General features: G+C 63.5%; 20 protein-coding genes. 11 read left to right on the top strand and 9 right to left on the bottom strand.

Annotated elements, in window-relative coordinates:
• Position 1 precedes the first annotated feature (1 nt).
• The 10 genes from AU074_RS01330 (at position 2) to AU074_RS01285 (ending at position 14,279) form a co-directional block, all read left to right on the top strand.
• The gene (locus tag AU074_RS01330) at positions 2–1,291 is read left to right on the top strand and encodes a DotU family type VI secretion system protein (protein WP_076013172.1); all 1,290 of its coding nucleotides are present in this window, start codon (positions 2–4) and stop codon (positions 1,289–1,291) included.
• The gene (tssM, locus tag AU074_RS01325) at positions 1,288–4,788 is read left to right on the top strand and encodes a type VI secretion system membrane subunit TssM (RefSeq protein WP_076013171.1); all 3,501 of its coding nucleotides are present in this window, start codon (positions 1,288–1,290) and stop codon (positions 4,786–4,788) included. Before AU074_RS01330 ends, tssM begins: the two co-directional genes overlap by 4 nt.
• Positions 4,785–5,438, top strand: a complete 654-nt coding sequence (gene tagF / locus AU074_RS01320; RefSeq protein WP_076013170.1) for a type VI secretion system-associated protein TagF — start codon at positions 4,785–4,787, stop codon at positions 5,436–5,438. The genes tssM and tagF overlap by 4 nt, the downstream gene beginning before the upstream one ends.
• On the top strand, positions 5,439–6,158 hold the full coding sequence (locus AU074_RS01315; protein ID WP_076013169.1) for a PP2C family serine/threonine-protein phosphatase: 720 nt from the start codon (positions 5,439–5,441) through the stop codon (positions 6,156–6,158).
• Positions 6,155–9,172 carry a serine/threonine-protein kinase gene (locus AU074_RS01310; RefSeq protein WP_076013168.1) on the top strand — a complete coding sequence of 1,006 codons (3,018 nt, stop codon included), beginning with the start codon at positions 6,155–6,157 and terminating at the stop codon, positions 9,170–9,172. The genes AU074_RS01315 and AU074_RS01310 overlap by 4 nt, the downstream gene beginning before the upstream one ends.
• A complete protein-coding gene (locus AU074_RS01305; protein ID WP_076013167.1) occupies positions 9,172–9,876 on the top strand; it encodes an ABC transporter ATP-binding protein in 705 nt (234 codons plus the stop codon). The genes AU074_RS01310 and AU074_RS01305 overlap by 1 nt, the downstream gene beginning before the upstream one ends.
• The gene (locus AU074_RS01300; protein ID WP_076013166.1) at positions 9,876–11,060 is read left to right on the top strand and encodes an ABC transporter permease; all 1,185 of its coding nucleotides are present in this window, start codon (positions 9,876–9,878) and stop codon (positions 11,058–11,060) included. Before AU074_RS01305 ends, AU074_RS01300 begins: the two co-directional genes overlap by 1 nt.
• A complete protein-coding gene (locus tag AU074_RS01295) occupies positions 11,053–12,765 on the top strand; it encodes an SUMF1/EgtB/PvdO family nonheme iron enzyme (protein WP_076013165.1) in 1,713 nt (570 codons plus the stop codon). The genes AU074_RS01300 and AU074_RS01295 overlap by 8 nt, the downstream gene beginning before the upstream one ends.
• 84 nt (positions 12,766–12,849) lie before the next feature.
• Positions 12,850–13,773, top strand: a complete 924-nt coding sequence (gene tagQ, locus AU074_RS01290) for a type VI secretion system-associated lipoprotein TagQ (RefSeq protein WP_076013164.1) — start codon at positions 12,850–12,852, stop codon at positions 13,771–13,773.
• Between the two features lie 125 nt (positions 13,774–13,898).
• Positions 13,899–14,279, top strand: a complete 381-nt coding sequence (locus AU074_RS01285) for a hypothetical protein (RefSeq protein WP_010168229.1) — start codon at positions 13,899–13,901, stop codon at positions 14,277–14,279.
• A gap of 148 nt (positions 14,280–14,427) precedes the next feature.
• On the opposite strand, the gene AU074_RS01280 is transcribed toward AU074_RS01285, so the two are convergent.
• The 9 genes from AU074_RS01280 to exbB form a co-directional block, all read right to left on the bottom strand.
• Positions 14,428–15,828, bottom strand: a complete 1,401-nt coding sequence (locus AU074_RS01280; protein WP_076013163.1) for an aminoacyl-tRNA deacylase and HDOD domain-containing protein — start codon at positions 15,826–15,828, stop codon at positions 14,428–14,430.
• Positions 15,829–16,041: 213 nt separating this feature from the next.
• Positions 16,042–18,117: an ATP-dependent DNA helicase RecG gene (recG, locus tag AU074_RS01275; RefSeq protein ID WP_076013162.1), complete on the bottom strand. Its 2,076-nt coding sequence runs from the start codon at positions 18,115–18,117 to the stop codon at positions 16,042–16,044.
• A gap of 8 nt (positions 18,118–18,125) precedes the next feature.
• Positions 18,126–19,046: a hydrogen peroxide-inducible genes activator gene (locus AU074_RS01270; RefSeq protein ID WP_017476716.1), complete on the bottom strand. Its 921-nt coding sequence runs from the start codon at positions 19,044–19,046 to the stop codon at positions 18,126–18,128.
• 114 nt (positions 19,047–19,160) lie between these two features.
• Entirely contained in the window at positions 19,161–19,691 is a 531-nt protein-coding gene (locus AU074_RS01265; protein WP_076013161.1) for an iron transporter, read from the bottom strand.
• A 19-nt stretch (positions 19,692–19,710) separates the two neighbouring features.
• Positions 19,711–20,529 carry an FTR1 family protein gene (locus AU074_RS01260; RefSeq protein WP_076013160.1) on the bottom strand — a complete coding sequence of 273 codons (819 nt, stop codon included), beginning with the start codon at positions 20,527–20,529 and terminating at the stop codon, positions 19,711–19,713.
• 3 nt (positions 20,530–20,532) lie between these two features.
• A complete protein-coding gene (locus AU074_RS01255) occupies positions 20,533–20,868 on the bottom strand; it encodes a cupredoxin domain-containing protein (protein WP_076013159.1) in 336 nt (111 codons plus the stop codon).
• Positions 20,869–21,034: 166 nt separating this feature from the next.
• Entirely contained in the window at positions 21,035–21,784 is a 750-nt protein-coding gene (locus AU074_RS01250; protein ID WP_076013158.1) for an energy transducer TonB, read from the bottom strand.
• Positions 21,781–22,206, bottom strand: coding sequence for a TonB system transport protein ExbD (gene exbD / locus AU074_RS01245; RefSeq protein ID WP_017476711.1), 426 nt, complete (start codon positions 22,204–22,206; stop codon positions 21,781–21,783). Before exbD ends, AU074_RS01250 begins: the two co-directional genes overlap by 4 nt.
• Positions 22,207–22,212: 6 nt before the next feature.
• A complete protein-coding gene (gene exbB, locus AU074_RS01240) occupies positions 22,213–23,199 on the bottom strand; it encodes a tonB-system energizer ExbB (protein WP_076013157.1) in 987 nt (328 codons plus the stop codon).
• 188 nt (positions 23,200–23,387) lie between these two features.
• Here exbB and AU074_RS01235 point away from each other — a divergent pair, with 188 nt between their 5' ends.
• The gene (locus AU074_RS01235) at positions 23,388–24,239 is read left to right on the top strand and encodes an NAD-dependent epimerase/dehydratase family protein (protein WP_076013156.1); all 852 of its coding nucleotides are present in this window, start codon (positions 23,388–23,390) and stop codon (positions 24,237–24,239) included.
• Positions 24,240–24,271: the final 32 nt, after the last annotated feature.

The raw sequence follows: 24,271 nt of genomic DNA, 5'->3' as shown, positions 1-24,271 counted from the left end.
GATGCATCCCAATGACGATGACCGCACCCAGTTCATGCCGCGCCCGGGTGGCCGCGCACCGGAGCCGGTTCGCGCAGAGACGGCGCCGCTGTCGATGCCTGCCGCGCCGATCCTGACCGGCAAGGCCCAAGGCCTGAACCCACTGGAAAGCGCCGCCGGCCCGCTGCTGTCGCTGCTGACACGCCTGCGCAACACCATTTCCCACCCGGCGCCGTCGAGCCTGCGCGCGCAATTGCTGGCCTACCTGCGCCAGTTTGAAGAACGTGCCGAGGCCGCCGGCGTCGCCCGCAATGACGTGCTGCTGGCGCGTTACGCGCTGTGCACCGCCCTCGATGAAGCCGTGCTGAGTACGCCGTGGGGCAGTGCCAGTGACTGGGGCAAGCAGAGCCTGCTGATCACCGTGCACAACGAAGCCTGGGGCGGCGAAAAGGTCTTCCAGTTGCTGGATCACTGCCTGCAAAGCCCGCGGGAACGCCTGTACCTGCTGGAACTGCTGTACTTGTGCCTGTGCCTGGGTTTCGAAGGTCGCTACCGCGTGATGAACGACGGCCGCAGCCAGCTGGAAGCCTTGCGCGAGCGTACCGCGGCGGCGATTCGCAGTGCCCGTGGCGAGCATGAGCGCGAGCTGTCGCCCCATTGGCGCGGCGTCACCGTGGCCCGTGATCGCCTGGCGCAATTCATGCCGCCGTGGATCGCCGTGGCGATCGGCGTGGCGCTGTTGCTGGCGTTACTGTTCGGGTTGCGGATGAAACTGGCGTCGGATGCCGAGCCGGTGTTCAAGAATATTCATGCCCTGGGCGAGATCCCGGTGCAGGCCATCGACCGTCCGGTCGCCCAGCCGAAAATCATTGAGCGACCACGCCTGGCGGGCTTCCTGGTGGAAGACATCAAGGCCGGTCGCGTGGCTGTGGAAGATGCCGTCGACCGCTCCGTGGTAACCATCCGTGGCGATGAACTGTTCGCCTCGGCCAGCTCCAGCATCGTCGATGACTTCCAGCCACTGATGCTGCGTATTGCCGACGCCATCCGCAAGGTCAAGGGCCAGGTGCGCGTCACCGGCCACAGCGATAACCGTCCGATTGCGACCCTGCGTTTCCCGTCCAACTGGGCGCTGTCCGAGGCGCGGGCCAAGTCGGTGCTGGAAATTCTCGCGGCCAAGACCGGCCAGGCGGAACGCTTCAGCGCCGAGGGCCGTAGCGACACCGAGCCGGTGGCGACCAACGCCACTGCTGAAGGCCGTGCGCGCAATCGCCGGGTAGAAATCACCGTATTGGCGGAGGGGGTCGAGTGAAGGCGTTTTTCAGTTTTTTGATTCGCTGGGTGATCCCGTTGTTGGGTCTGATCGCCTTAAGCCTGATCATCTGGTTTGTGGGGCCATTGCTCGATGTGCTGGTGCCGGAAGGGCGCCGCTGGGCGCTGATCATCCTGGTGTTCGCGGTGTGGATTGCCTACCGCGTGTTCCGGATTATCCAGGCCCGCCGCCAGGCCGCCGAAGTGATGCGCAGCCTTGCCGCAGAAACCCCGCCAGACCCGGCCAGCGTTGCCACCGCCGAAGAGCTGGCGACCCTGCGCCAGCGCATGGACGAAGCTCTGGCCCTGTTGAAAAAGGCCAAGCTGGGCGGTGACGAGCGCCGCAACCTGTATGAGCTGCCGTGGTACGTGATCATCGGCCCGCCGGGTTCGGGCAAGACCACCGCGCTGGTCAATTCCGGCCTGCACTTTCCCTTGGCTGCGCAGTTGGGTGCCGGTGCGGTACGGGGCGTGGGCGGTACGCGCAATTGCGATTGGTGGTTTACCGACCAAGCCGTATTGCTCGACACCGCTGGCCGCTACACCACCCAGGACAGCAACTCCACTGTAGATAAAGCCGCCTGGCTGGGCTTTCTCGATCTGTTGAAAAAGCAGCGTTCCCGGCGCCCGATTGACGGCGCATTTATCGCCATCAGCCTCTCGGACCTGCTGCTGGGCAGCGACGCCGAGCGCGCCGCCCATGCTGCCGCGATCCGCCTGCGCATCCAGGAGCTGTACACCCAACTGGGCGTGCGCTTCCCGATCTACCTGATGCTGACCAAGCTCGACCTGGTGCCGGGCTTCATGGAGTTCTTCGACAACCTGAGCAAGGAAGAACGCGCCCAGGTGTGGGGCATGACCTTCGCCCTGGACGACGGCAAGAACAGCGACAGCCCGTTGGCTCATTTGCAAAGCGAATTCGCCGGCCTGGAACAGCGGCTCAACGAGCGCCTGGTGGAACGCCTGCAACAGGAACGCGACCCGGCGCGGCGCGACCTGATCTACGGCTTCCCGCAGCAGTTCGGCGCGTTGAAGGATTGCCTGCAAGGCTTCCTCGAAGGCGTGTTCAAGCCCAACGCCTTTGAAGAGCGCGTCTTGCTGCGCGGCGTGTACTTCACCAGCGGCACCCAGGAAGGCAGCCCGATTGACCGCTTGATCGGCGCCATGGCCCAGAGCATGAACCTGGACCGCCAGCACCTGGCGCGCCAGACCGGCACCGGGCGCAGCTATTTCATCGAAAAACTGTTCACCGCCGTGGCGTTTGCCGAGCGTGGCCTGGTGGGCGTCAACCCGAAGGTCGAGCGCCGCCGCAAGTGGATTGCCCGTGGCGTGCTGGCCGCAACCGTGGCGTTGGTGCTGGTCGTCAGTACCCTGTGGTGGGTGAGTTATCGCGCCAACCAGGCCTACATCGCCCAGGTTGACCAGAAGGTCGCACCGCTGGGCCAGACCGTGCAGAACCTGAGCCCGGCGCAACGCGAAGTACTCGCGGTGCTACCCCTGCTTAACGCCGTGAAGAATCTGGCGGGTGACTCGCCGAGCTGGTCCGAAGGCTTGGGCCTGTATCAGGGCGACATGCTCGAAGCCGAATCCGCCAGCGTCTACCGCAAGCTGTTGATCGCCGTGTTCGCGCCCCGTTTGGTGACGCGCATCGAAGAGCAACTGCACGGCGGCGGCAATTCCGACTTCCTCTATGAAGGCTTGAAGGCCTACCTGATGCTCGCTGACAGTGAGCATTACGACCCGGACTTCATCAAGGCCTGGATCGCCCTGGACTGGGACCGCAACCTGCCGCGCGACCTGCCGGCGGACCAACGCCAGGCACTGATCGGGCACTTGCAGGCCTTGTTCGAGCGGCATCCGCCCAGCGCCCGGCTTGACCCGCGCTTGATCGACGACCTGCGTCGGCAACTGCAGCAACTGCCGGTGGCCCAGCGCGTCTACGACCGCATCAAGCGCCAGAAACTGCCGGAAGGCGTGCCGGACTTTCGCATCAACGAAGCGGCGGGCCGCGACGCCGCGCTGGTGTTCAGTCGCAAAAGTGGCAAGCCGTTGGGCGAGCCGTTGAGCGGCTTCTTCACCGCCAAGGGTTATCGCCAGGGCTTCCTGCTGACCAGCCTGAACCAAACCGGCACCCTCGCTGAAGAGCAATGGGTGCTGGGCCGCGAGCCGGCGGATCAACAGAACGTGGTCAGCCTCGCGGCCGACGTGCGTCGCCTGTACTTCCAGGACTATCAACGCCAGTGGGACGCCTTGCTGGCTGACATCGACTTTGTGCCGATCACCAGCGTGGCCCAGGCGGCCGACGTTTTGCGGGTGATTTCCGGGCCGACCTCGCCGCTGAAGAAGCTGCTGGTGGCGGTGTCCAAGGAGACCGACTTGCAGGCGGAAGAACGCCTGCTGGCCGCCAAGGGTGCGCCGGTGGAGGGTGGCGTGGACAAGCTCAAGGAGCGCCTCGGCAGCCTGCTCGGCCAGGACCAACCAACTGCGAATGCACCAGCGGCCAGTGAAGATCCGGTGACCGCGCACTTCGCCGAACTCAACAGCATCGTCAGCAAGAACGAAGGCGAACCGGCGGCCATTGATGGCCTGCTGTCGGACATGAATGCGTTGTATGTGCAGGTCAGCGCCATGGTCGGGGCCAGCGGCGATGCGTTGCTCGGCGAAGCGAAAAACCAGGCAGCGGCTGCGGCCACGCGGGTCAGCCTGAATGCCGAACGCCAGCCGCCGCTGGTGCAGGGCATGGTCAAGTCAGTGGTCAACTCCACCACCAACAGCATGATGGGCGGAGTGCGTAACCAGTTGAATGCGGCGTGGGTCAGTGAAGTGGTGAACGTGTATCGCCAGTCCCTGGCCGGGCGTTATCCGATGTCGCCTGGCAGTGCGCGGGACGCGACCCTGGATGACTTCGGGCAGTTCTTTGGGGTGGGCGGGGTGATGGACAACTACTTCCGCAAGTACCTGCAACCTTACGTCGACACCTCCACGCAAACCTGGCGCTGGCAGCCGGGCGCGGCGCAGAAGCTCGGCATCGCGCCGGGCGTGCTGCAAACCTTCCAGCGCGCGGCAACCATTCGTGACGCGTTTTTCCGCGCCGGTGGCACTCAGCCGATCGTGCGCTTTGAACTCAAGCCGGTGGCGATGGACGCGACCATCACCCAGTTCCTGTTGGACCTGGACGGCCAGCAACTGAGCTACGACCACGGCCCGAGCCGCCCGGTCGCGATGCAGTGGCCGAACCCCGGCAGCATTGGCGTGGTGCGCATCTCCATCATGCCGCCGTCGGCCAGTGGGCGCTCCGGTGTGACGCTGGATGGCCCGTGGGCGTGGTTCCGGTTGCTGGAACAGTCAGACCTGACCGCCGGCAATTCGCCGGACCGTTTCAACCTCCGCCTGCGGGTCGACGGTGCGAGCATCTCCTACGAGTTGCGGGCCAACAGCGCCTTCAACCCGTTCAAGAGCCGCGTGCTTAACGGCTTCAGCCTACCGGAGCGGCTATGACCACGCTGGGTTTCTACGGCAAGTTGGCCAGCCGCGGCGACTTTGTCAGTCGCGCGCTGCCGCAGAGCTTTATCGGTCCTTGGGACAGTTGGCTGGCGTCCGGGCTGCTCGCCAGCCAGACCCGCCTTGGGGCTGACTGGTTGAACGCTTACCTGGTCAGCCCGCTGTGGCGTTTCGTGTTGGCACCCGGTGTGTGCGGGCCGGACGCGGCGGTGGGCGTGGTGATGCCGAGCATCGACCGGGTGGGGCGCTATTTCCCGCTGACCGTGGCAGCGCTGTTGGATCACGACAGCGACCCAGCCTCCGTCGTCAGCGGCCCGGACGCTTGGTTTGAACAGGTGGAAGAACTGCTGCTGAGCACGCTGGATGCCGGCGCCACCTTCGAAGGTTTCAGCGACGGGATCGAATCCCTCGGCGCTCCAGCCTGCCAACCACGCACCTTGGGTAGCCGCTTTGCCGGCCTGCAACGCGTCGCTGCCACAGACCCGCAAGCGCGGATGACTGCGCTTGCCGAACAGGCCTGCGAAGGCGCGAGCCTGTGGTGGGGCCGTGGTTCGCAACAGATTTCCCCCGGTTTATTGCGGTGTCAGGGCCTGCCTGCCGCCGACGATTTTGCGCAATTTTTGCTTGGCCAAGAAGGTGTTGTGTAGATGCGGTCCACGTTCAAATCCGCCAGCAAAAGCCATGTCGGCATGGTTCGCCAAGTCAATGAAGACGCCTGCCTCGACCTGCCGGAAAACGGCCTGTGGGTGGTGGCCGACGGCATGGGCGGGCATGCGGCAGGGGACTACGTCAGCAGCTTGATCGTCGATAGCCTGCGCAGCATTCCCGTCGGCCGTTCCCTTGAGGAATACACGGCGGCGTTGCGCAGCGACCTGTTGCGGGTCAACGGCGCGGTGCGCGAAGAAACCGCCCACCGTGGCGTGAGCATGATGGGCAGCACCGTGGTGTTGCTCGCCACCCGAGGCTTGCGCGGCGTGTGTCTGTGGGCCGGCGACAGCCGCCTGTACCGCCTGCGGGATGGCGTGCTGGAAGGCATTTCCCGCGACCACAGCTACGTGCAGGACTTGCAGGACAGCGGCCTGCTCAGCGAAGCCGACGCCCGGGTGCATCCACGGGCGAATATCGTCACCCGTGCGATTGGCGTGGAAGCGCAGTTGGCGTTGTCGTCGGTCGATCTGTTGATCGCCCCCGGCGACAGTTACCTGCTGTGCAGCGACGGCCTGAACAAGACCGTCGAAGACCACGAGATTCGCGAAGTGTTGAGCCATGCCGAGCCCGACGAAATCGTCCGCAGCCTGGTGCACCTGGGGCTCAATCGCGGCGCGCCGGACAACATCACCGCCATCGTTGTGAAGGTGTCGACATGAACATCGTCATTCCCGGCTACGACATCGAAGGCGAAATTGGCGTTGGCGCCATGGCCAGCGTGTACCTGGCGACCCAGCGGTCCCTGGAGCGCAAGGTGGCGCTGAAGATCATGGCGGCGGCGCTGGCGGCCGACCCGAGCTTCTGCGAACGCTTCCTGCGCGAAGGCAAGACCCTGGCGCGCCTGTCCCACCCGCATACCGTGACCATCCATGACATCGGCAATGTCGGTGAGCTGTATTACATGGCCATGGAATACCTGCCCAATGGCACGCTCAAGGAGCGCATCGCCGCTGGCCTGACGCCGGAGCAGGGGCTGACGTATATCCGCCAGATCGCGTCGGCGCTGGGCTATGCCCACGCCCAGGGGTTGGTCCACCGTGACGTGAAGCCGGCGAACATTCTGTTCCGCGCGGATGGCACGGCCGTGTTGTCGGACTTTGGTATCGCCAAATCCCTGGATGACCGCACGCAGTTCACCCAGGCCGGATTTGCCGTTGGCACGCCGAGCTACATGAGCCCGGAGCAGGCGCGGGGCCAGGAGATTGATGGCCGCGCCGACCTGTATGCGCTGGGCGTGGTGCTCTACGAAATTCTGGTGGGCAAGCTGCCTTATAACGGTACCGATGCGCTTTCCACTGCGCTGGCACACTTGACTGAACCCCTGCCGGAATTACCGGTGCATCACGGGCGTTATCAGGAGGTGCTGCGCAAGCTGCTGGCCAAAGACCCGGCGGAACGTTTTCCGGATGCGGCGGCGTTGTTGCGGGCGTTGGATCAGTTGCCGAAGGAAGAGCAGGTCGAGGCGACGTTGATTCGGCCTTTGCCGATTCCGCTTTCGGTCACGAATGACCTGGCCGGACTGACGCCGGTATCAATCGAAATTCCGACTGAAAAGCCGCAGCCACAACCCGTGCGCCAGCCGGTGGTAACACCGACGCAACACTCCGCCGTGTCCGAACAGAACCGTGGGCCGATGATGGCGTTGGCAGCGGTTGCCGTAGCGGTCGCGCTGGCGATGGGTGGCGCGAGTTACTGGTGGTTGAAAGATGACGCACCCGCCGCGCCGCCGGTTGCCGACGCGGTCAAGGCCGTCACGCCGCCTGCCACGCCGCCTGCCGCGCAACCGGTGGCAGCGCAGGCCGACGGCGGCCAACGGCCGTTGCTGATGGCTGGCAAAAAAAACCTGTTTCAGCGGGTACTGAGCAAGCCCGGTGCAAAATTGTCGAGTAACGCGGGCGGCACGGCAGGCGAAGGTTTGCCGGCGTTTTCGGTGCTCTACGTCTACCAGCGCAAGGACGTCGACGGCAGCCCGTGGCTGCGGGTTGGCGCTGCCACCGACGGGCGCAGCGACGGCTGGTTGCCGGCGGCGCAAGTCAGCGACTGGAAGCAGAGCCTGGTGCTCAAGTTCACCGAGCGATCGGGCCGGGCGCCGGTGATGTTCCTGCGCCAATCCGCAGAAGTGGAAAAACTGCTGGCTGATCCGGCGGCGGCGAAAAACCTGCTGCTCAAGGTGCAGAAAAACAGCGAGGACAACCAGCAAGTGCTGGCCCTGGAACCCACCGCCAGCGCCGTCCCGCAGAACCAGTTCTACTTGCTGCCGATCTTCGACTCCAAAGAGAGCTTCGACGAAAACGGCCAGCCGGTGCAGTTGCTCAACGTCGCCTCCATCGACCCCGGCAGCACACCGAACACCATTGCCAAGGCCGTCGGCCGAACCCCGGTGACCGACGCCCACGCCGATGCCTTCCGTACGGCCGTGGTGCTGGTGGTCGACACCACCGTGTCCATGCAGCCGTATATCGACCAGGTTCGCGACGTGGTCCACGAACTGCAAACCCGTATTGCCGAACGTGGTGAGTTGGACAGCGTGAGCTTCGGCCTGGTGGGTTTTCGCAACAGCATCAAGAAAACCCCGGGCCTGGAATACGTGGCCAAGACCCTGATCACCCTCGACCAGGGCCGCGACCCGCAACGCTTCCTCGACATGGCGCGGCAGGTGAAGGCGTCCACTGTGTCCAGCCACTCGTTCAACGAAGATGCGTTCGCCGGTGTGATGCAGGCGGTGGAAGGCATGGACTGGTCCGGCTACGGCGGGCGCCTGATCCTGCTGGTGACCGACGCCGGTGCGCTGCGCAAGAACGACCGGTTCGCCACCACCCAGATGAACGAAGCCGAAGTACGCCAGGCTGCATTGGGCAAGCAGATCAAGATCTACGCTTTGCACCTGCGCACCGACGCCGGCAAGAAAACCCACAGCGGCGCCGAAACCCAGTACCGCACACTCACCGCCGACGCCAACCCGCAGATCGGCGACCTGTACACGCCGGTGCCCGGTGGCGATGTGCGCAAGTTCGGCGAGCGGGTCGACGAAATCGGTACGGTGTTCGCCAATCTGGTGCATCAGGTGCGCAGCAACACGCCGCAGCCGGTGCCGCTGCTCAGCACCGCGCCGACCCTGGCGGACAAATCCGCCGCCGTCGGTTATGCGATGCACATGGATTTTCTCGGCCGCAAAACCGCGAGCCAGGCGCCGCAACTGGTGAGTGCCTGGACCGCCGACCGCGACCTGACCAACACCGCACTGCCGGCCTTCCAGGTGTGCGTGATGTTGACCAAATTGCAGCTCAACGACTTGCAGCAGTCGCTGAAACTGATCGTCGACGCGGCGCGTAAAACCCAGACCTCACCGAAGGATTTCTTCCAGGAAATCGCCAGCGCCTCGGCCTACATGAGCCGCGATCCACAGGCCTTGAAAAAAGGCGGCAACCTGGCGGACGGCGGCATCCTTGGTGAATACCTCGAAGGCCTGCCGTACCGCAGCAAGTCGCTGAACATGACCCAGGATTTGTGGCTGTCGTTGAGCGTGGCCGAGCAGGAAGACTTTATCGACGAGCTGGACTCGAAGATCCGCCTCTACGAAACCTTCCACAACGACGTGGCGAACTGGGTCCGTTTCGGCGATGCCGAGCCGGGTGATGCGTTGTACCGCGTGCCGCTGTCGACGCTGCCGTAATGCTGAACTTGAGCGCAGTGCACAAGAGCCGGGGCGTTGGTGCCCAGCGCTACAGCCTGGTGATTCCGGGCCTGCAACTGCGTGCGGGTGAACAGTTGGCGGTGGTTGGGCCGAGCGGCTGTGGCAAGAGCACCTTGCTGGATTTGCTGGCGTTGGTGCTGGCACCGGATCAGGTCGGGCAGTTCGATTTCAACCGCGTCGACATCGCCGGGCTCTGGCGCGGCGACCAGCAAAGCACGCTGGCGGACCTGCGCAGTCGGCACCTGGGTTATGTACTGCAAACCGGCGGCCTGCTGGGTTTTCTCGATGTGCGCGGCAACATTGCGTTGTCGCGGCAACTGCTGGGGTTAAAGGATGACGGCAGTGTGGCGCGGCTGGCCGAGCAGTTGGAGATCACTGATCAACTGGATAAGAAACCGGCGGCGTTGTCCGTCGGCCAGCGTCAGCGGGTCAGCTGTGCGAGGGCACTGGCTCACGGTCCGCAGCTGTTGCTAGCGGATGAGCCCACCGCTGCGCTTGACCCGTTGAACGCCGAGCGGGTGATGCAGGCACTGTTGGCCCAGGCCCGGAATAACGGCGCGTGCTGCGTGATCGCTACCCATGATGAACCCCTGGCCCGGGCCAGTGGCTTGCAGGTGCGGCGCATCAGTTGCCGTCGCGACACCGACGGCGGCGTCACCGCGACCCTCGGGGAGGCCTGCTGATGCGTATCGCACTGGTGGCTTCCCTGGCCTGGCAGGATTACCGCAACGACGCGTGGCTGTCGGTGTGTTCGGTGCTCGCGCTGGTGGCGGTGATCGCACCGCTGTTGGTGTTATTCGGCCTGAAATATGGACTAGTTAGCAGTTTGACCGAACGTTTGGAAAACGACCCGGCCACCCGGGAAATTATTCCGTTGGGTGGTGGTCGATTCAGCAGTGAATTTGTCGAGCAACTGCGCCAGCGCAATGACGTGGCGTTTGCCTTGCCGCGCACCCGGCAGATTGCAGCGACGGCGCAGTTGGGCGCCGTGACGGTGGAGATGCTGCCGACCGCCGACAACGATCCATTGCTGGCCGGCATGCCGATGCCCAAGGGCCTGGATCAGATCGTGCTGAGCCAGACCGCCGCCGAGAAGCTCGGGGCGAAGGCCGGTGATTGGCTGGAGGCCAGTTTTGGTCGCCAAGTGGCGGGGCGGGTCGAGTCGCAGCGCACTCGGGTTCAAGTGCTGCACGTATTGCCGCTGGAAGCCTTCGCCCGGGATGGACTGTTTGCGCCCTTGGGCTTGCTGGAAGCGGCGGAAGATTATCGCGATGGCCGCGCGGTGCCGGCGTTTGGCTGGGACGGCGATGCGGTGGGCGTCAGCGAGCAGCGGGTATACCCGGCGTTCCGCTTGTATGCGCGGCGCCTGGTGGATGTGGAACCGCTGCGGGTGTATTTCGTCGGGCAGAATCTGCTGGTGTCGACCCAGGCCCAGACCATCGCCCAGGTGCAGTCGTTGAGCCGCAACCTGTCGATCGTGTTCTGGATCATCGCCGGGCTGGCGTTGGCGGGCGCGTTTGCCGCGATCTTTGCCGGAGCGCTGGCAGCGGTAGAACGCAAGCGTCGGGAGTTGTCGGTGTTGCGGCTGTTGGGGTTTTCCACCGCAGGGCTGTTGCTGTTCGTGGTGTTGCAGGCGCTCTACAGCGCCGGGTTTTCCGCTGTATTGAGTGGCGTGTTGTATGGCCTGGCGCAGTCCGGCCTGAACCAATTATTCGTGCAGGTGCCGGGCGAGTACGCCAGTCACCTGCTGGCGCGTCACTACGGCCTGGCCTTGGCCGCTGTCCTTGGCGTCAGCGCCGTGGCGGCGGCCTGTGGCGGTTGGCGTGTGGCGCGGATCCAGGCTTCTGAAGGAATCAGAGATGTATAAGTTACTGGGCGCCGCCGTGGCGCTGACCCTGTCCTGCGTGGCCTGGGCCGATGAGGCGAGCGACAAGCTGGACAACCCCAAGCCGTTGCCGGACGACGTCAGCCTGCCGCTGCCCTGCGAAGGCAACATGGTGTTCCGCTACGCCTATGTGCTGGCCCAGGGCACCCTGGATGACCGCGAGATCAGCCTCGGCTACCCGTTCAGCGAGGGCGAGGCGGGCTACCAGCAGTCGTTCATTTCCGGTTATCGCCGGGACTTCATCAACGGCCAGTTCACCCTCAAGGACCTGCCCAAGGACTGGAACAACGTCATCGCGCCGCTGATGCCCAAGACCGACGCCAAGACCCCGCTCAAGCCGATGCTGTACTTCATCGGCAAGTACGAAGTCACCGCACGGCAATACGCGCAGGTCATGTCCCAGGCGCAGTCCCTGGCCAGTGGCGAGCCGGCCCCGGCGTGCGACGTACCCACCGGCATGGCGGCGCGCCTGCCCAAGGTCAAGCTGTCGCGCTTTGAAGCGGAACGCTTCTCGGCGGTGTACAGCGCGTGGCTGATGAAGTACCACCGCGAGCTATTGCCGGTGAGTGGTCGCGGTGCTTCGGCGGATGACGGCGGCCTGGGTTTTGTGCGCCTGCCTACCGAGGTGGAGTGGGAGTTTGCCGCACGCGGCGGCCAGGCGGTCAGCCGTCAGGACCTGGAAGGCCGGCTGTTCCCACGGCGCACCGAGGGCAGCGAAAGCGACGGCCCCCTCGCCGATTATGCGGTGTTCAATCAGGTCGCCGGTGGCACCGGCCAGGCCGCACGCTTGATGCCCATCGGCACCAAGTTGCCCAACCCGATCGGCATGTTCGATGTGATCGGCAACGCGGCGGAAATGGTCCAGGAATCCTTTCAACTGGTGCACGCCGGGCGTCGTCAGGGCACCTATGGCGGGTTCGTGGTCAAGGGCGGCAACTACCTGGAAGGCGAGGGCACGCTGTTCACCGGCATGCGCCGCGAGTACCCGTTGTTCGCCGCTGACGGCACCGAACAAAGCAACGAGACCACCGGCTTTCGCGTAGCGATTGGCGCCTTGTCGGCACCGCGCTCGCGCTACAAGGAACTGTTCGCCCAGTGGCAGAAAGAAGGCCGCCTGGCCTCGCTGACCGACGCCATCGACGACGCCCAGGACCCGACCAAGCGCCTGGACAGCATCATCGCCGCGAGCGTCGACCCGCGCCTGCAAGCCGAACTTGGGTTGGTCAACGAAGAGCTCAAGCGCAACGTCTCGCTGATCGCCCAGCAGCGCGAAGAAGCGGCCGGTAACCTGATTCAGTCTGCAGCCCTGGTGGCCGAGACCATCAACAACTACAACATCCGCCTGATCAATTTGCAGAAGAGCCGCCAGCAGGCCATCGACGCCAAGGATGAAGCCAGCGCGCAGCTGTTCGCCACGGCCATCACCAATGGGCGCAGCGCGCTGGATGGCGCGGTCGCGATCTATATCGACAACCTGGCCACCGGCACGCGCTACACCGATGCCGTGATCCAGGCGCAGTTTCAACGGATCAAGGAAGAGTTGGATCGCAAGCCGGTACTGGGCAAGAGCCTGGTGACGCGCGCGACGTTATTCGTTCGCCATGTAGGCAACTACCGCAAGCAACAGCGGGCCGACCCGGCGACGATTTTGAAGGAATTGCTCGCAGCGAGCGGTCAGCGGTCTTGACCGTTGGTTGTATGGCGAGCTTGGAAAGGACTCAGGCGGCGGTGGGCCGTGCTGGGCAAGTCAAACTTAAAAGAGAACACAACGATGATTTTTTCCCGTAAGGCGGTTTCCAAGCGTCATCTGCTGTTGATCGCAGCTGGTTTCAGCACCGTGCTGACTGGTTGCGCAACGTCGCCGACCAACAAGGTCTCCTCGACCACCAAGGTCGAGTACTACCCGAACTGCTACGAGCCGGTGCAGCACCTGCGCGCTACCGATTCGGACCTGACCAAGTCGGTAGTCACCGGCGCTGCAATCGGTGCGGCCGGTGGTGCTTTGCTGGGCGCCCTGACCGGCGACTCCGACAAGCGTGGCCGCAACGCCGCGATCGGCGCAGCGGGCGGCGCCCTGGCCGGTGGTGCAGCGGGTTACTACACCGAGCGCCAGAAGCAGATCACCGATGACAACCAGCGCATCGCCTCCTACGCCACTGACGTCAACAAGCGCGCTTCCGACATTGATCGCAGCACCGCGTATGCCAAGGCGTCCCAGCAGTGCTATCAGAGCGCATTCACCAAGCTGGTGGCTGACCGCAAGGCCAAGACCGTTAACGACACCGAAGGCCGCAAGCGCCTGGCAGAAATCGTCTCGGGCCTGAAAGAGTCCAACGACCTGATCGTCGCGGTAAACGGCAAGGCCAGCGAAGACCTGAACAACTACACCCAGGCGTACGAGCAGGATCTGCAACAAGTGGGCGTACAACGTGCCGACGTCGTTACTGTTGCGACTGCCGATACCACGCCGGTGGTGACGCCAGCCAAAGGCAAGAAGCCGGTAAAAGTCGCGAAGAAGCCGGTGCTGCCAACCGTGCCGAAAGAAGCCGTAGCGACCGAGAAAACCATCCAGACCGCCCAGACCAAGCAAGCTGAAAGCAAGCAGGTTGCCAGCGCCGGTAAAGCGCAGATCGAAGGCACTTGCCGCGATCCAAACCTGGCGGATTGGGCACCGGTTCCTTGCCCTAACGTCTAAGCAAAGTTGTTGCTATAAGCGGTAAACGCCAGCCGATCTCCTGCTAAAACGGGAGATCGGTAGCGTTATTTGCGCAAATCGTTAAACTGCTGCGGCCACCCAATAATTACACTGAGGCCGTGTGCATGAAATTTCGTTTTCTTCTCTGGATGCTTGGCCTGTTGATGGGCAAAGCCAGCCGCACCAACCCTGCGTTCCAGCAGCAGTTGGGTGACAAGGACCTGGCGTTCCAGCTGCAGACCCTCGACGGCAAGGTTGCTCGTCACTTCATCGTCAAAGACCAGCGCATCACCAGCCGTTCGGGTGTTCATCCCGCGCCTGCGTTTGCTATTGCCTTCAAGGACGCCGCCTACGGCTTCGCCACGATGCAGGCGAAGAACAAACAACTGGCGTTCATGACGGGGATTCAGGACAAGTCGATCCAGATCAAGGGCAACCCGGCGCTGGTGATCTGGTTCCAGGGGTTGACCAAGTATTTGAAGCCGAAGAAAAAGCCGAAGGCTTGATGGCTGCACCACAACTTATGCGGTGAAAATGCTTGTTGTGGCGAGGGAGCTTGCTCCCGCTGGGCTGCGAAGCGGCCCCCGGYTTTTTTGGGAGCGCTGCGCACYCCAGSGGGAGCAAGCTCCCTCGCCACATTGATCTGCTGAGGTTTTAGCCTTGGCTGAACTGCGACGCCAGTTCGCGCAGCAACGTTTCCGCATCCAGCACTTTGGCCACCACATCCTCTGCCTTGTCCCGGGTCAGCCCCAGGCGCTCAAGCAGTTCGTCCGGGATGTCTTCATCCGGCCCGGAGCCGATCCCCCGGCTGCGCAACAAACGTACGGCCAGGCACACCAGGTTCGGGTATTCCGCATATTGCCCGTCGTAGGTCGGGTCGTGCTGGAAGCGCAGGGCCGTGGACAGTTCGTCCGGCATGTCCCAGTAACGCATCAACCACGCACCAATCTGCTCGCGGCTGATACCCAGCAGGTGCTGTTCGATGTAGCTGTGGCACAGGTGCGGGTTGACCTCCAGGTGCCGGCAGATCAGCGAGAAATGCGGCGGGAAGACGTGGGCCAGCAACAGGTAGCCGAAGTTGTGCAGCAGGCCGGCCAGGTAGGTCAGGCCGGCTTCCGGGCGCTGGGCGCGGGGCATGGCGCGGGTCAGGCCTTCGATCACCGCGGCGGTGTAGATCGACTGGTGCCAGTACGGCGTGGCCTGTTGCGGGTGGTCCTTGGGCAGGCTCAAGGTCTTGCCCAGGGCCAGGCCCAGCGCAAGGTTGATCACCAGGTCAAAGCCCAGCACGCGCACGATGGCGTCTTCCACCGAGCGGATCTTGCCCGGCGAGGCGTAGTAGGGCGATGCAGCCCAGCTCACCACTTGGGCGGCCAGGGCCGGGTCGGTTTCCACCACGCCGGTGATGTCGTCGATGGTGGCGTTGGGGTCGACCCGCAGCTTGATGATCTTCTGCGCCGTGTCGGCCAGCGGTGGAATCTCGATGGTCGCTTCCAGGCGCTGCTGGATACGGCGGGCGGTGAACGCCTGCATTGCCTGGGTGATTTCCTCGCGGTCGTCGTTGGGGCGATCCAGGTTCGGCCGGATGCTGCTCAGCGGCTCGCCGAAATGCGCGGCACTGGCCTTGGTCAGCATGCTCTTGAAGGCGTCGCTGGAAATCTCCAGCAGCAGCCCGGCCTCGCCCGAGTGCACCAGCACGGTTGGCTCACGCAACAGGCTTTCTTCGTACAGGCACGGCGAGCTGGTGAGCGGCGGCAGGCCAGGCAGCAGGCTCAGGCTGTGTTTGCCGAGCATGCGCTCGAGGCGCTCCGGCGACACGGCCGTGAGGCGGCGGCCGGTAAGTTCGGCCAGGCGATTGAGGTCCAGCAGCTGACTCTGTGGAAACAGCACCATGAGTGCACCCACGGCATCATCGAGCAACACTGCCTGAACCTTTTGTGCCGGGTTCAGGCCAGGGCGTTCGGCAACTTCCGTGTAGCTGATAGCGAGCTTTGCAAGCAGCGTCCGAATCACCGAGGGTGCGGTCGGCGGGGCTGTGGCGAGGGCAACTTCTGACATGGCCTGAATCCAATTTCCTACAGTCATTGGAGTATAACCAGCTTGATACAAGTGAGGGTCGTCTAAGTGCGGTTTGTGACACTGTCGGCTATTGCAGGCCTGTGTAGGCGCGAGCTTGCTCGCGAAGGTCGTTAACGATGATGCGGGCATCCTGATTCAACGCGGCGCCCTCAGGTTTTTCGCGAGCAAGCTCGCTCCTACGGTGGGTCAGCGTCACACTTGGCCGTATTGCTGCCCATGCCTGAGCCAGCGATCCAGTAACGGGCTGACATGCTCCGGCCAGCGCTCGATCAACGCCTGGGCGGCATCGCGCACGGCGGGCAACAGGTCGGCGTCGCGCATCAGGTCGGCGACCTTGAATTGCAGCAGGCCGGTCTGGCGGGTGCCGAGCATTTCGCCGGGGCCGCGCAGTTCGAGGTCTTTTTCGGCGATCACGAAACCGTCGTTGGTCTCACGCATGATGCCCAGGCGCTGGCGGCCCACCTGCGACAGTGGCGGGTGGTACAGCAGCACACAATGGCTGGCAGCGCTGCCCCGGCCGACGCGGCCACGTAATTGGTGCAGTTGGGCCAGGCCAAGGCGCTCGGGGTTCTCGATGATCATCAGGCTGGCGTTGGGCACGTCGACGCCGACTTCGATGACGGTGGTCGCCACCAGCAATTGCAAATTGCCGGCCTTGAACTCGGCCATCACCGCGGCCTTTTCCACCGGCTTCATGCGGCCGTGGATCAGCCCGACCTTGAGTTCGCCCAAGGCGCTGGTGAGGTCTTCATAGGTGGTTTCGGCAGCCTGGCAGGTCAGTTCTTCGGACTCTTCGATCAGCGTGCACACCCAATACGCCTGACGGCCTTCGGCACAGGCACCGCGCACCCGTTCGATCACTTCGACCCGGCGAGTGTCGGTGACCAGCACCGTGTTGACCGGCGTTCGGCCCGGCGGCAGTTCGTCGAGGATCGAAGTGTCGAGGTCAGCGTAGGCGCTCATGGCCAGGGTGCGCGGGATCGGTGTGGCGGTCATGATCAACTGGTGCGGGCTCATGCGGCCGCCCACGCCTTTCTGGCGCAGGGCCAGGCGCTGCTGCACGCCGAAGCGGTGCTGTTCGTCGATGATCACCAGCGCGAGGTTCTTGAACTTCACTTCGTCCTGGAACAGCGCGTGGGTGCCCACCACCATCGGGGCGCCGGCGGCGATTTGTTCCAGGGCCGATACGCGGTTCTTGCCCTTGAGCTTGCCGGCCAGCCACGCGACTTCCAGGCCCAGTGGTTCGAGCCAGCGCTTGAAGGTGATGAAGTGCTGTTCGGCAAGAATCTCGGTAGGCGCCATCAGTGCAACCTGATAACCCGCTTCGAGGGCCTGCAACGCGGCGAGTGCGGCGACCACGGTTTTACCCGCGCCTACGTCGCCCTGGATCAGCCGCAGCATGGGTTCTTTCTGGCTCAGGTCGTAGGCGATTTCATTGCCGACCCTTTGCTGGGCGCCCGTCGGTGCAAACCCCAGGTTGGCCAGATATTGAGCCGGAAGACGTGTGGCCTTGGGCATCGCCGGCGCGCGCAGGGAACGCATGCTCTCGCGCAGGCGTTGCTGGGACAGTTGGTGGGTCAGCAGTTCTTCGAATGCCAGGCGATGCTGGGCCCAGTGATGACCGAGGGCCAGCTCGTCGACATCGGCGTCGGCAGGTGGGTGATGCAGGTAGCGAATCGCATCATCCAGCGGTGCGAGTTGATAGTCGCGCGCCAGTTCCTGAGGCAGCCAGTCGGGCAGGCTTTTTGGCCCGAGCATCGTCAGGGTTTGCATGCACAACTGGCGCAGGCGCTGTTGGGTCAGGCCTTCGGTGAGCGGGTAGATCGGTGTGAGGGTAGTGTCCACTGGCGGCGGTTCGTCGCCGGTAATGGCGCGGTATTCCGGGTGGTAGATTTCCAGCCCCGAAGCGCCGGGCCGGGCTTCGCCGTAGCAACGCACGCGGGTGCCACGCTTGAGGCCTTCCTTCTGGGCGTTGCTGAAATGGTAGAAGCGCAGGCTCAGGCCGCCGGTGCCGTCTTGCAGGCGCACGACCAAGCTGCGGCGCTTGCCCATCACCACATCGGCGCCGCTGACGGTGCCTTCAACCACCGCGTCCTGCCCCGGGCGCAGTTGGCCGATGGGCACTACGCGGGTGCGGTCCTGGTAACGCAGGGGCAGGTGGAACAACACGTCCTGGAGATTTTCCAGGCCGACCTTGGCCAATTTCTCGGCCATGGCTTCCCCGACACCCTTGAGTGCCGTCACCGACACCTGCGACAGCTCAGTCATACCGTTACTTAGCTCGCAGCAGGCGGTTTGGCCACCGAACACAGGCGGATCGAGTCGGCGAGGATTTCAATCGCTTTCGGCCGCGGGAAGCTGGCGCGCCAGGCGATCGCCACGGTACGGAACGGCACCGGCGGCGTCAGTGGGCGCACGGCGATCACGCCGGGGGCGTAGTGATGGCTGTCCACCGCCGACAGCGGCAGGATCGAAATGCCCAGGCCGGAGGCGACCATGTGGCGAATGGTTTCCAGGGAGCTGGATTCCACGGTGGTGTGCTTGGCGCCGTCATTGCCCTTGGTCAGGGTCGGGCAGGCTTCCAGCACCTGGTCGCGGAAGCAGTGGCCTTCGCCCAGCAACAGCAGGCTCTTGTCATTGAGCAGGGCGGCGTCGATGGTTTCTTTTTGCGTCCACGGGTGGGACGCCGGCATCAGCACGTAGAACGGCTCATCGTAGAGCGGCAGGGTCAGCACGTCTGCCTCGTTGAACGGCAGGGCGATGATGATCGCGTCCAGTTCGCCGTTACGCAGTTTGTCGCGCAGCACGTGGGTGAAGTTTTCTTCGATATACAGCGGCATCTGCGGCGCGACGCGGTGCAGTTGCGGAATCAAGTGGGGGAACAGGTACGGGCCGACGGTGTAGATGGCGCCGACTTTCAGCGGGGCGGTCAGCTGGTTCTTGCCAGCCTGGGCCAGCTCGCGAATGCTTTGGGCCTGTTCCAGAACCTTCTGGGCCTGGGCGACGATGCCTTCGCCGACGGGCGTGAGGCGCACGGCGCTTTTGCTGCGCTCGAAAATCAGCACACCGAGTTCGTCTTCAAGCTTCTTCACACCCACCGACAGCGTCGGCTGGCTGACGTGGCAACGCTCGGCCGCGTGGCCGAAGTGCTGCTCTTGGGCGAGGGTAACGATGTAGCGTAATTCTGTAAGAGTCATAGCGGGCGTCCATGAGGTTGCGGGCCAAGCATACCGGCTGCAATCGATAGACGCACGTTATCAGACAGCGTAGGGGCCACGACACTGGTTAATCGAGTATCACGGCCCGGTATTTCACTTCTGCGGGTACTTGAAGGTGAAGGTTTCGGTGAAGGGAGCCCACCAGTCAGGCACGCCGGTTTCCTTGTCCACATGGTGGAAGAAACCTTTGATTTGCGGGCTTTCATAGCGCAATACCACGGTGTAGGTGCCGGGGCCGTCCATCTTCACGTTGTTCGCGTAGTGGGCGCCGTCTTTGGCCACCATCGGCAGCAACGTACCGATTTCCTTGTAGTCGGGCGAACCTTGCTTGACCAGCGAGTAGCTGATGGTCAGGTAGGGCACCCACTCGCCGTTGGACAGGCCGTACTTGTTGTCGGCGGTGGCGTGCACGTCCGTTTCAAGGTGCACCGAGTCCTTGCTCATCACCATGCCCGGCGGCATCGGCGCCATTTCGATGCCCACCAGATAGGAGGAGGCGATTTCCATATCGTTGATCTGGACTGGCCCGCCGATCGGGTATTCGCGGGCCTGGGCGAGGGAGGAAGCGGCCACGGCGCTGACAAGCAGCAGTGCGGCGGCCAAGGGATTGCGCAGAGGTTTCATGGTGGGGCTCCTGGGGCGGTTAAGGTGATTGTGTCGCGCGTGAATGCAGTAAGCGGTTACCCAGCACCAGGAGCGCGAGGGTGACGGACCAGGCAACCAACTGGACGCCCAGTGGCCGGTCGGTGTAGCCCACCAGCGCGGTCAGTGCCCGGCCTGTGAGGCTGCCATCGGAGACCAGCCAGGAGGTGTCCCAGAGCTGGTAGCCCCAGGCGGGAATCAGGTCGATACCGGCAAGGATCGCGGCGGCCCGGCCGGCCATGCCGGCGGCGAGCAAGGCGATCATCCAGCCGGTAATCGAGAACAGGCGCTTGAGGCTGATGGCGACCAGGCCGCGGTACATCAGCCAGGACAACGCGGCCCCGGCAGCGATGCCGAGCACGCCGCCGGTCAGCATCGAGAGCGGGTCTGCCTGGCTCGACGCGGCGATGCCGTAAAGGAACAGCACGATTTCCGAGCCTTCGCGCAGTACGGCGACGGTAATCACTACGGCCAGGGCCCAGAGTGATTTTTCGCCGTTGAGTACGGCATTGCCGGCGCTGCGCAGTTGGGTCGCCAGCTCGCGACCGTGGCTGGCCATCCACAGGTTGTGCCAGCCCAGCATCACCACGGCGACCACCAGAATGGCCGCGTTGAAAATTTCTTGGCCGAAGCCTTGCAGCGCCTGGGTGATTGCGCCGGTAAAGAGCGCGAGGACGCCGGCACCGAGTACGCCGGCCGCGATTCCTCCACCAATGAACAGCCCGCGTCTGGCCAGGCCTTGGGTGGCGGCCATCACAATCCCCACCACGATCCCGGCTTCCAGTACTTCTCGAAACACGATCAACAGACAGGCCAGCATGGCTTACTCCTTGGCCGCGACCGCAGTGACCGTGCCTTTGGCCTGGTCCGGGTGGTAGTCATCGAAGAAGGTGTAGGTGCCGGGATGCAGCGGGCCGGCGAACACCGTAACGGTGTTGCCGGGGACGATGATTTTTTCGAATTTCATGTCATAGCTTTCGAACTCATCGACGCTTTCGTCATGGCTGGTGAGTTGAATACGAAAGCGTTCCCCGGCCGGCACCTCGAACGTCGAGGGGCTGAAGGTGTGGTTTTGAATGACTAGGGTGACCAACTGATCCGCTTGCGCTGCGACGGGAAAAGCCAGTAGGAGAAGAGCCAGCCGGGCAAGGTTGGGCATGCCGAATGTCCGCTAATGAGAACGATTCGCGGATGATTGGCTTTGTCTTTAAATGTTACAAGTGAAGATAAAGTTAGGTTGAGGCCTGTTCAACTGGGGTTCAGCTTGCGGCGATAGGCAGGGAGACGTAGCAGCCGTGGGCACCCGAGAGTGCCCACGGAGAGGATTACCGGCGACGTTTTTCGATGTTGTAAACGAACGGCGCAACGATCTCGATGCTGCCGCCTTTCAACATGTCGGCCGGCGGCTTGGGCAGCGGCTGGGCGCGACGAATCATGTCGAGGGTGGCGCGGTCCAGATCGGCGTTGCCAGAGCGGCCCACCAGTTCATAGGACAGTACGTTACCGTCGGCATCTACCACGAAACGCAGGCGGTTCAGACCTTCCTTGCCACGCGCCTGGGCGCCCGGCGGGTACTTCTTGTACTTCTGCAGGTGGCCCAGCAGGGTACTTTCCCAGGTGGCCTTGGCCGCGATCTGCTGCGGTGAAGGGCCCGGTTGTGGCTGAGCGGACTTCTCCGTAGGCGCGTTGTTCTGCGGAGTTTCGCTCGGTGGCTCCTCGGAAGGTTTCTCCTTGGGCGGATCGGGCTTCTTCTCCACAGGCTTGGGCGGCTGTGGTTTTGGCTTGGGTTTGACCGGCTTTGGCACCTGGATCGTCGGCTTCGGTGCCTCGGCCAGTTTCGGCAATGGCAGCTCTTCCACCGGCGCGGGCGGTTGCGGCGGCGTTACCACCTTCGGCGGGGCCGGAGGTGGAGGCGCCGGCATCGGTGCCAGGTCGATAACCATGGCCGCCGGAGGCAGCTGGACCATATGTGGCGCCGACCACTGGAGCGCGATGATGATCGCGACGGCGTGGACGCCCAGCACGACGGCGAGGCTGGTGCCATAACGCGTCAGTTTGTGGCGCGTCGTGATCATTTCTTGGCTGCCGTCTCAAGTCCGACCAGGCCTACCTTGAGGTAGCCGGCTGCCCGCAGGGCATCCATCACGCTCATCAGGTCGCCGTAGTCCACGCCCTTGTCGGCCTGGAAGAAGATCGTCGTGTCTTTCTTGCCCTGGGTCTTGGCGTCGAGCACCGCGCCCAGGGTTTCGGATTTGACTTCTTCTTCGCCCAGGAACAGACGTTGGTCCGCCTTGACGCTGAGGAATATCGGTTTCTCCGGCCGCGGCGCAGGTTTCGCGCTGGAGGCGGGCAGGTCGACCTTGATGTCCACAGTGGCCAGTGGTGCGGCCACCATGAAGATGATCAGCAGCACCAGCATCACGTCGATAAACGGCGTGACGTTGATTTCGTGGTTCTCGACGAGCTCGTCGTCGCCTTGATTCAAATGCAGGCCCATGGCCGATTACCCCACTTTCACCATATGCGGTTGCGAGCTGCGCTCGGTAGGCAGGTGATCGAGGTCACGGCTGACCAGCAACAGGACTTCTGCCGAAGCGTCTGATACCTGGGCCTTGTAGCCGGCGATCGAACGGGCGAAGACGTTGTAGATGACTACCGCAGGAATCGCGGCAACCAGGCCCAGTGCCGTTGCCAGCAGGGCTTCGGCGATGCCGGGAGCCACGACGGCGAGGTTGGTGGTCTGGGTTTTGGCGATGCCGATGAAGCTGTTCATGATGCCCCACACGGTACCGAACAGGCCGACGAAGGGCGCGGTGGAACCGATGGTGGCCAGCACGCCGGTGCCGTTGCTCATGTTGCGACCGCAGGCGGCAACCAGGCGCTCAAGACGGAAGCTGACGCGTTCCTTGATGCCTTCTTTTTCACGTGTGTTGGCGGACAGGCGCATCTCTTCGAGTGCGTCGTGAACCAGCAGGTGTGCCAGGGTACCCTTCTTCGCCGCGCTTTCGCTGGCTTCTTTAAGGGTGGTGGCTTTTTTCAGGTGGACGATTTCAGTGCGCAGGCGACGCTTGGCGCCCAGCAGCTCGAAGCCCTTGGCGATCCAGATGGTCCAGGTGATGATCGAGGCGATGGCCAGGCCGATCATCACGATCTTCACGATGATGTCAGCGTTCTGGTACATGCCCCAGGGCGACAGGTCGTGGGCCATGCCCAGGCTGTTGTCTTCTTCCAGCACGACGCCGGAATCGTCAGCCGGTGCGCCTTCGGCGGCCAGGGCCGGGTCGGTGGCAGCGGGTGCGGCGGCTGGCGCAGGAGCATTTTGCTCGGGGGCTGGCGCAGTGGCAGCAGGCGGGGTGGCTGGTGCGGTGTTATCGGCGAACGCGGCGGTCGGAGCCAGCAGAACGCTGAACAGCACTGCAGCTATCGCACGCCAGGCGCGGGATGGGCTGTGAGGCTTGGTTGGCGAAGCGGGGAATTTATTGCGTGTCATGCTGGCCGGACCTGAGAGAAAGAATGAGTGGGTGTCCTTCCAGACCGTATCGGGTCGAGGACAAAAGGGCGGTTATTATTGCAAGTAATTCTTGTTAACAGAAGCAATACGGATACTTTATTTGTCGTTTTGCTGGCCGCTGGTCATCTGTGGGGGCTAATCTTGACCTTTAAGAATGGAGTTTTGTGATGTCTGCGCCTTCTGTGGTGATTGCCGGTTGCGGCGATGTCGGTAGCCGTCTGGCCACCCAATTGCTGGCCAAGGGCTGGGAGGTTCATGGCCTGCGGCGGGATGTCTCGCGCCTTCCCGGGGGCGTGATCGGGATTGCCGGCGACCTGTTCAAAGAAGATTGCCCCGACACCTGGCCGGTGGGCGGGGTGGATTACCTGGTGTATTGCGCGGCGGCCACCGATCACGACGAAGCAGGCTATCGCGCCGCGTACGTGCAAGGGTTGCAGCATGTGCTGGAATGGTTGAACGACTACGGCCAAGAACCTAAGCACTTGCTGTTTGTGTCCAGTAGCAGTGTGTATGGGCAGCAGAACGGTGAGTGGGTCGACGAAAGCTCCGCGACCCAGGCGGGCGGTTATTCCGGACAAGTGATGCTGGAAGCCGAGCAAGTGGCGTTGGATAGCGGGATTCCCGCCAGTGTCGTGCGCCTTACCGGTATCTATGGGCCGGGCCGTGAACGGTTGTCGACCCAGGTGCGTGAAGGCTATCGCGTGACGATTGACCCACCTTTATATGGCAACCGGATTCACGTTGACGATGCAGCAGGCCTGCTGGCGTTTTTGTTGCTTCATGTGGAGCAGGGTGGCGCACTGGACAACTGCTACATCGGCGTCGACGATGCTCCCGCACCATTGGCCGAGGTGGTGGACTGGCTGCGTGAGTACCTCGGCGTAACCGAATGGGCCGCAGACGCCAGCGTGCGACGGGCCGGCAGCAAGCGGTGCAGTAACGCCCGGGCGAAGGCGTTGGGCTGGGGGCCGAAGTATCCGAGTTATCGCGAAGGGTACGCAGCGATTCTTGAAGGTTGATCGCGACCTAAAGAAAAAGGAGCCCAAGGGCT

Origin of the sequence: Pseudomonas sp. ATCC PTA-122608 (genome assembly GCF_001952855.1) — a bacterium.
Taxonomy (GTDB): Bacteria; Pseudomonadota; Gammaproteobacteria; order Pseudomonadales; family Pseudomonadaceae; genus Aquipseudomonas.
The sequence above is the reverse complement of the archived record's forward strand: the minus strand, read 5'-3'. Positions and strand labels throughout refer to the sequence as shown.

Bases quoted from the DNA above. Each gene is read 5' to 3' on its own strand.
- AU074_RS01330 (WP_076013172.1), top strand. From the start codon at position 2: ATGCATCCCAATGACGATGACCGCACCCAGTTCATGCCGCGCCCGGGT.
- tagF (WP_076013170.1), top strand. From the start codon at position 4,785: ATGACCACGCTGGGTTTCTACGGCAAGTTGGCCAGCCGCGGCGACTTT.
- AU074_RS01315 (WP_076013169.1), top strand. From the start codon at position 5,439: ATGCGGTCCACGTTCAAATCCGCCAGCAAAAGCCATGTCGGCATGGTT.
- AU074_RS01310 (WP_076013168.1), top strand. From the start codon at position 6,155: ATGAACATCGTCATTCCCGGCTACGACATCGAAGGCGAAATTGGCGTT.
- AU074_RS01305 (WP_076013167.1), top strand. From the start codon at position 9,172: ATGCTGAACTTGAGCGCAGTGCACAAGAGCCGGGGCGTTGGTGCCCAG.
- AU074_RS01300 (WP_076013166.1), top strand. From the start codon at position 9,876: ATGCGTATCGCACTGGTGGCTTCCCTGGCCTGGCAGGATTACCGCAAC.
- AU074_RS01295 (WP_076013165.1), top strand. From the start codon at position 11,053: ATGTATAAGTTACTGGGCGCCGCCGTGGCGCTGACCCTGTCCTGCGTG.
- tagQ (WP_076013164.1), top strand. From the start codon at position 12,850: ATGATTTTTTCCCGTAAGGCGGTTTCCAAGCGTCATCTGCTGTTGATC.
- AU074_RS01285 (WP_010168229.1), top strand. From the start codon at position 13,899: ATGAAATTTCGTTTTCTTCTCTGGATGCTTGGCCTGTTGATGGGCAAA.
- AU074_RS01280 (WP_076013163.1), bottom strand. From the start codon at position 15,828: ATGTCAGAAGTTGCCCTCGCCACAGCCCCGCCGACCGCACCCTCGGTG.
- recG (WP_076013162.1), bottom strand. From the start codon at position 18,117: ATGACTGAGCTGTCGCAGGTGTCGGTGACGGCACTCAAGGGTGTCGGG.
- AU074_RS01270 (WP_017476716.1), bottom strand. From the start codon at position 19,046: ATGACTCTTACAGAATTACGCTACATCGTTACCCTCGCCCAAGAGCAG.
- AU074_RS01265 (WP_076013161.1), bottom strand. From the start codon at position 19,691: ATGAAACCTCTGCGCAATCCCTTGGCCGCCGCACTGCTGCTTGTCAGC.
- AU074_RS01260 (WP_076013160.1), bottom strand. From the start codon at position 20,529: ATGCTGGCCTGTCTGTTGATCGTGTTTCGAGAAGTACTGGAAGCCGGG.
- AU074_RS01255 (WP_076013159.1), bottom strand. From the start codon at position 20,868: ATGCCCAACCTTGCCCGGCTGGCTCTTCTCCTACTGGCTTTTCCCGTC.
- AU074_RS01250 (WP_076013158.1), bottom strand. From the start codon at position 21,784: ATGATCACGACGCGCCACAAACTGACGCGTTATGGCACCAGCCTCGCC.
- exbD (WP_017476711.1), bottom strand. From the start codon at position 22,206: ATGGGCCTGCATTTGAATCAAGGCGACGACGAGCTCGTCGAGAACCAC.
- exbB (WP_076013157.1), bottom strand. From the start codon at position 23,199: ATGACACGCAATAAATTCCCCGCTTCGCCAACCAAGCCTCACAGCCCA.
- AU074_RS01235 (WP_076013156.1), top strand. From the start codon at position 23,388: ATGTCTGCGCCTTCTGTGGTGATTGCCGGTTGCGGCGATGTCGGTAGC.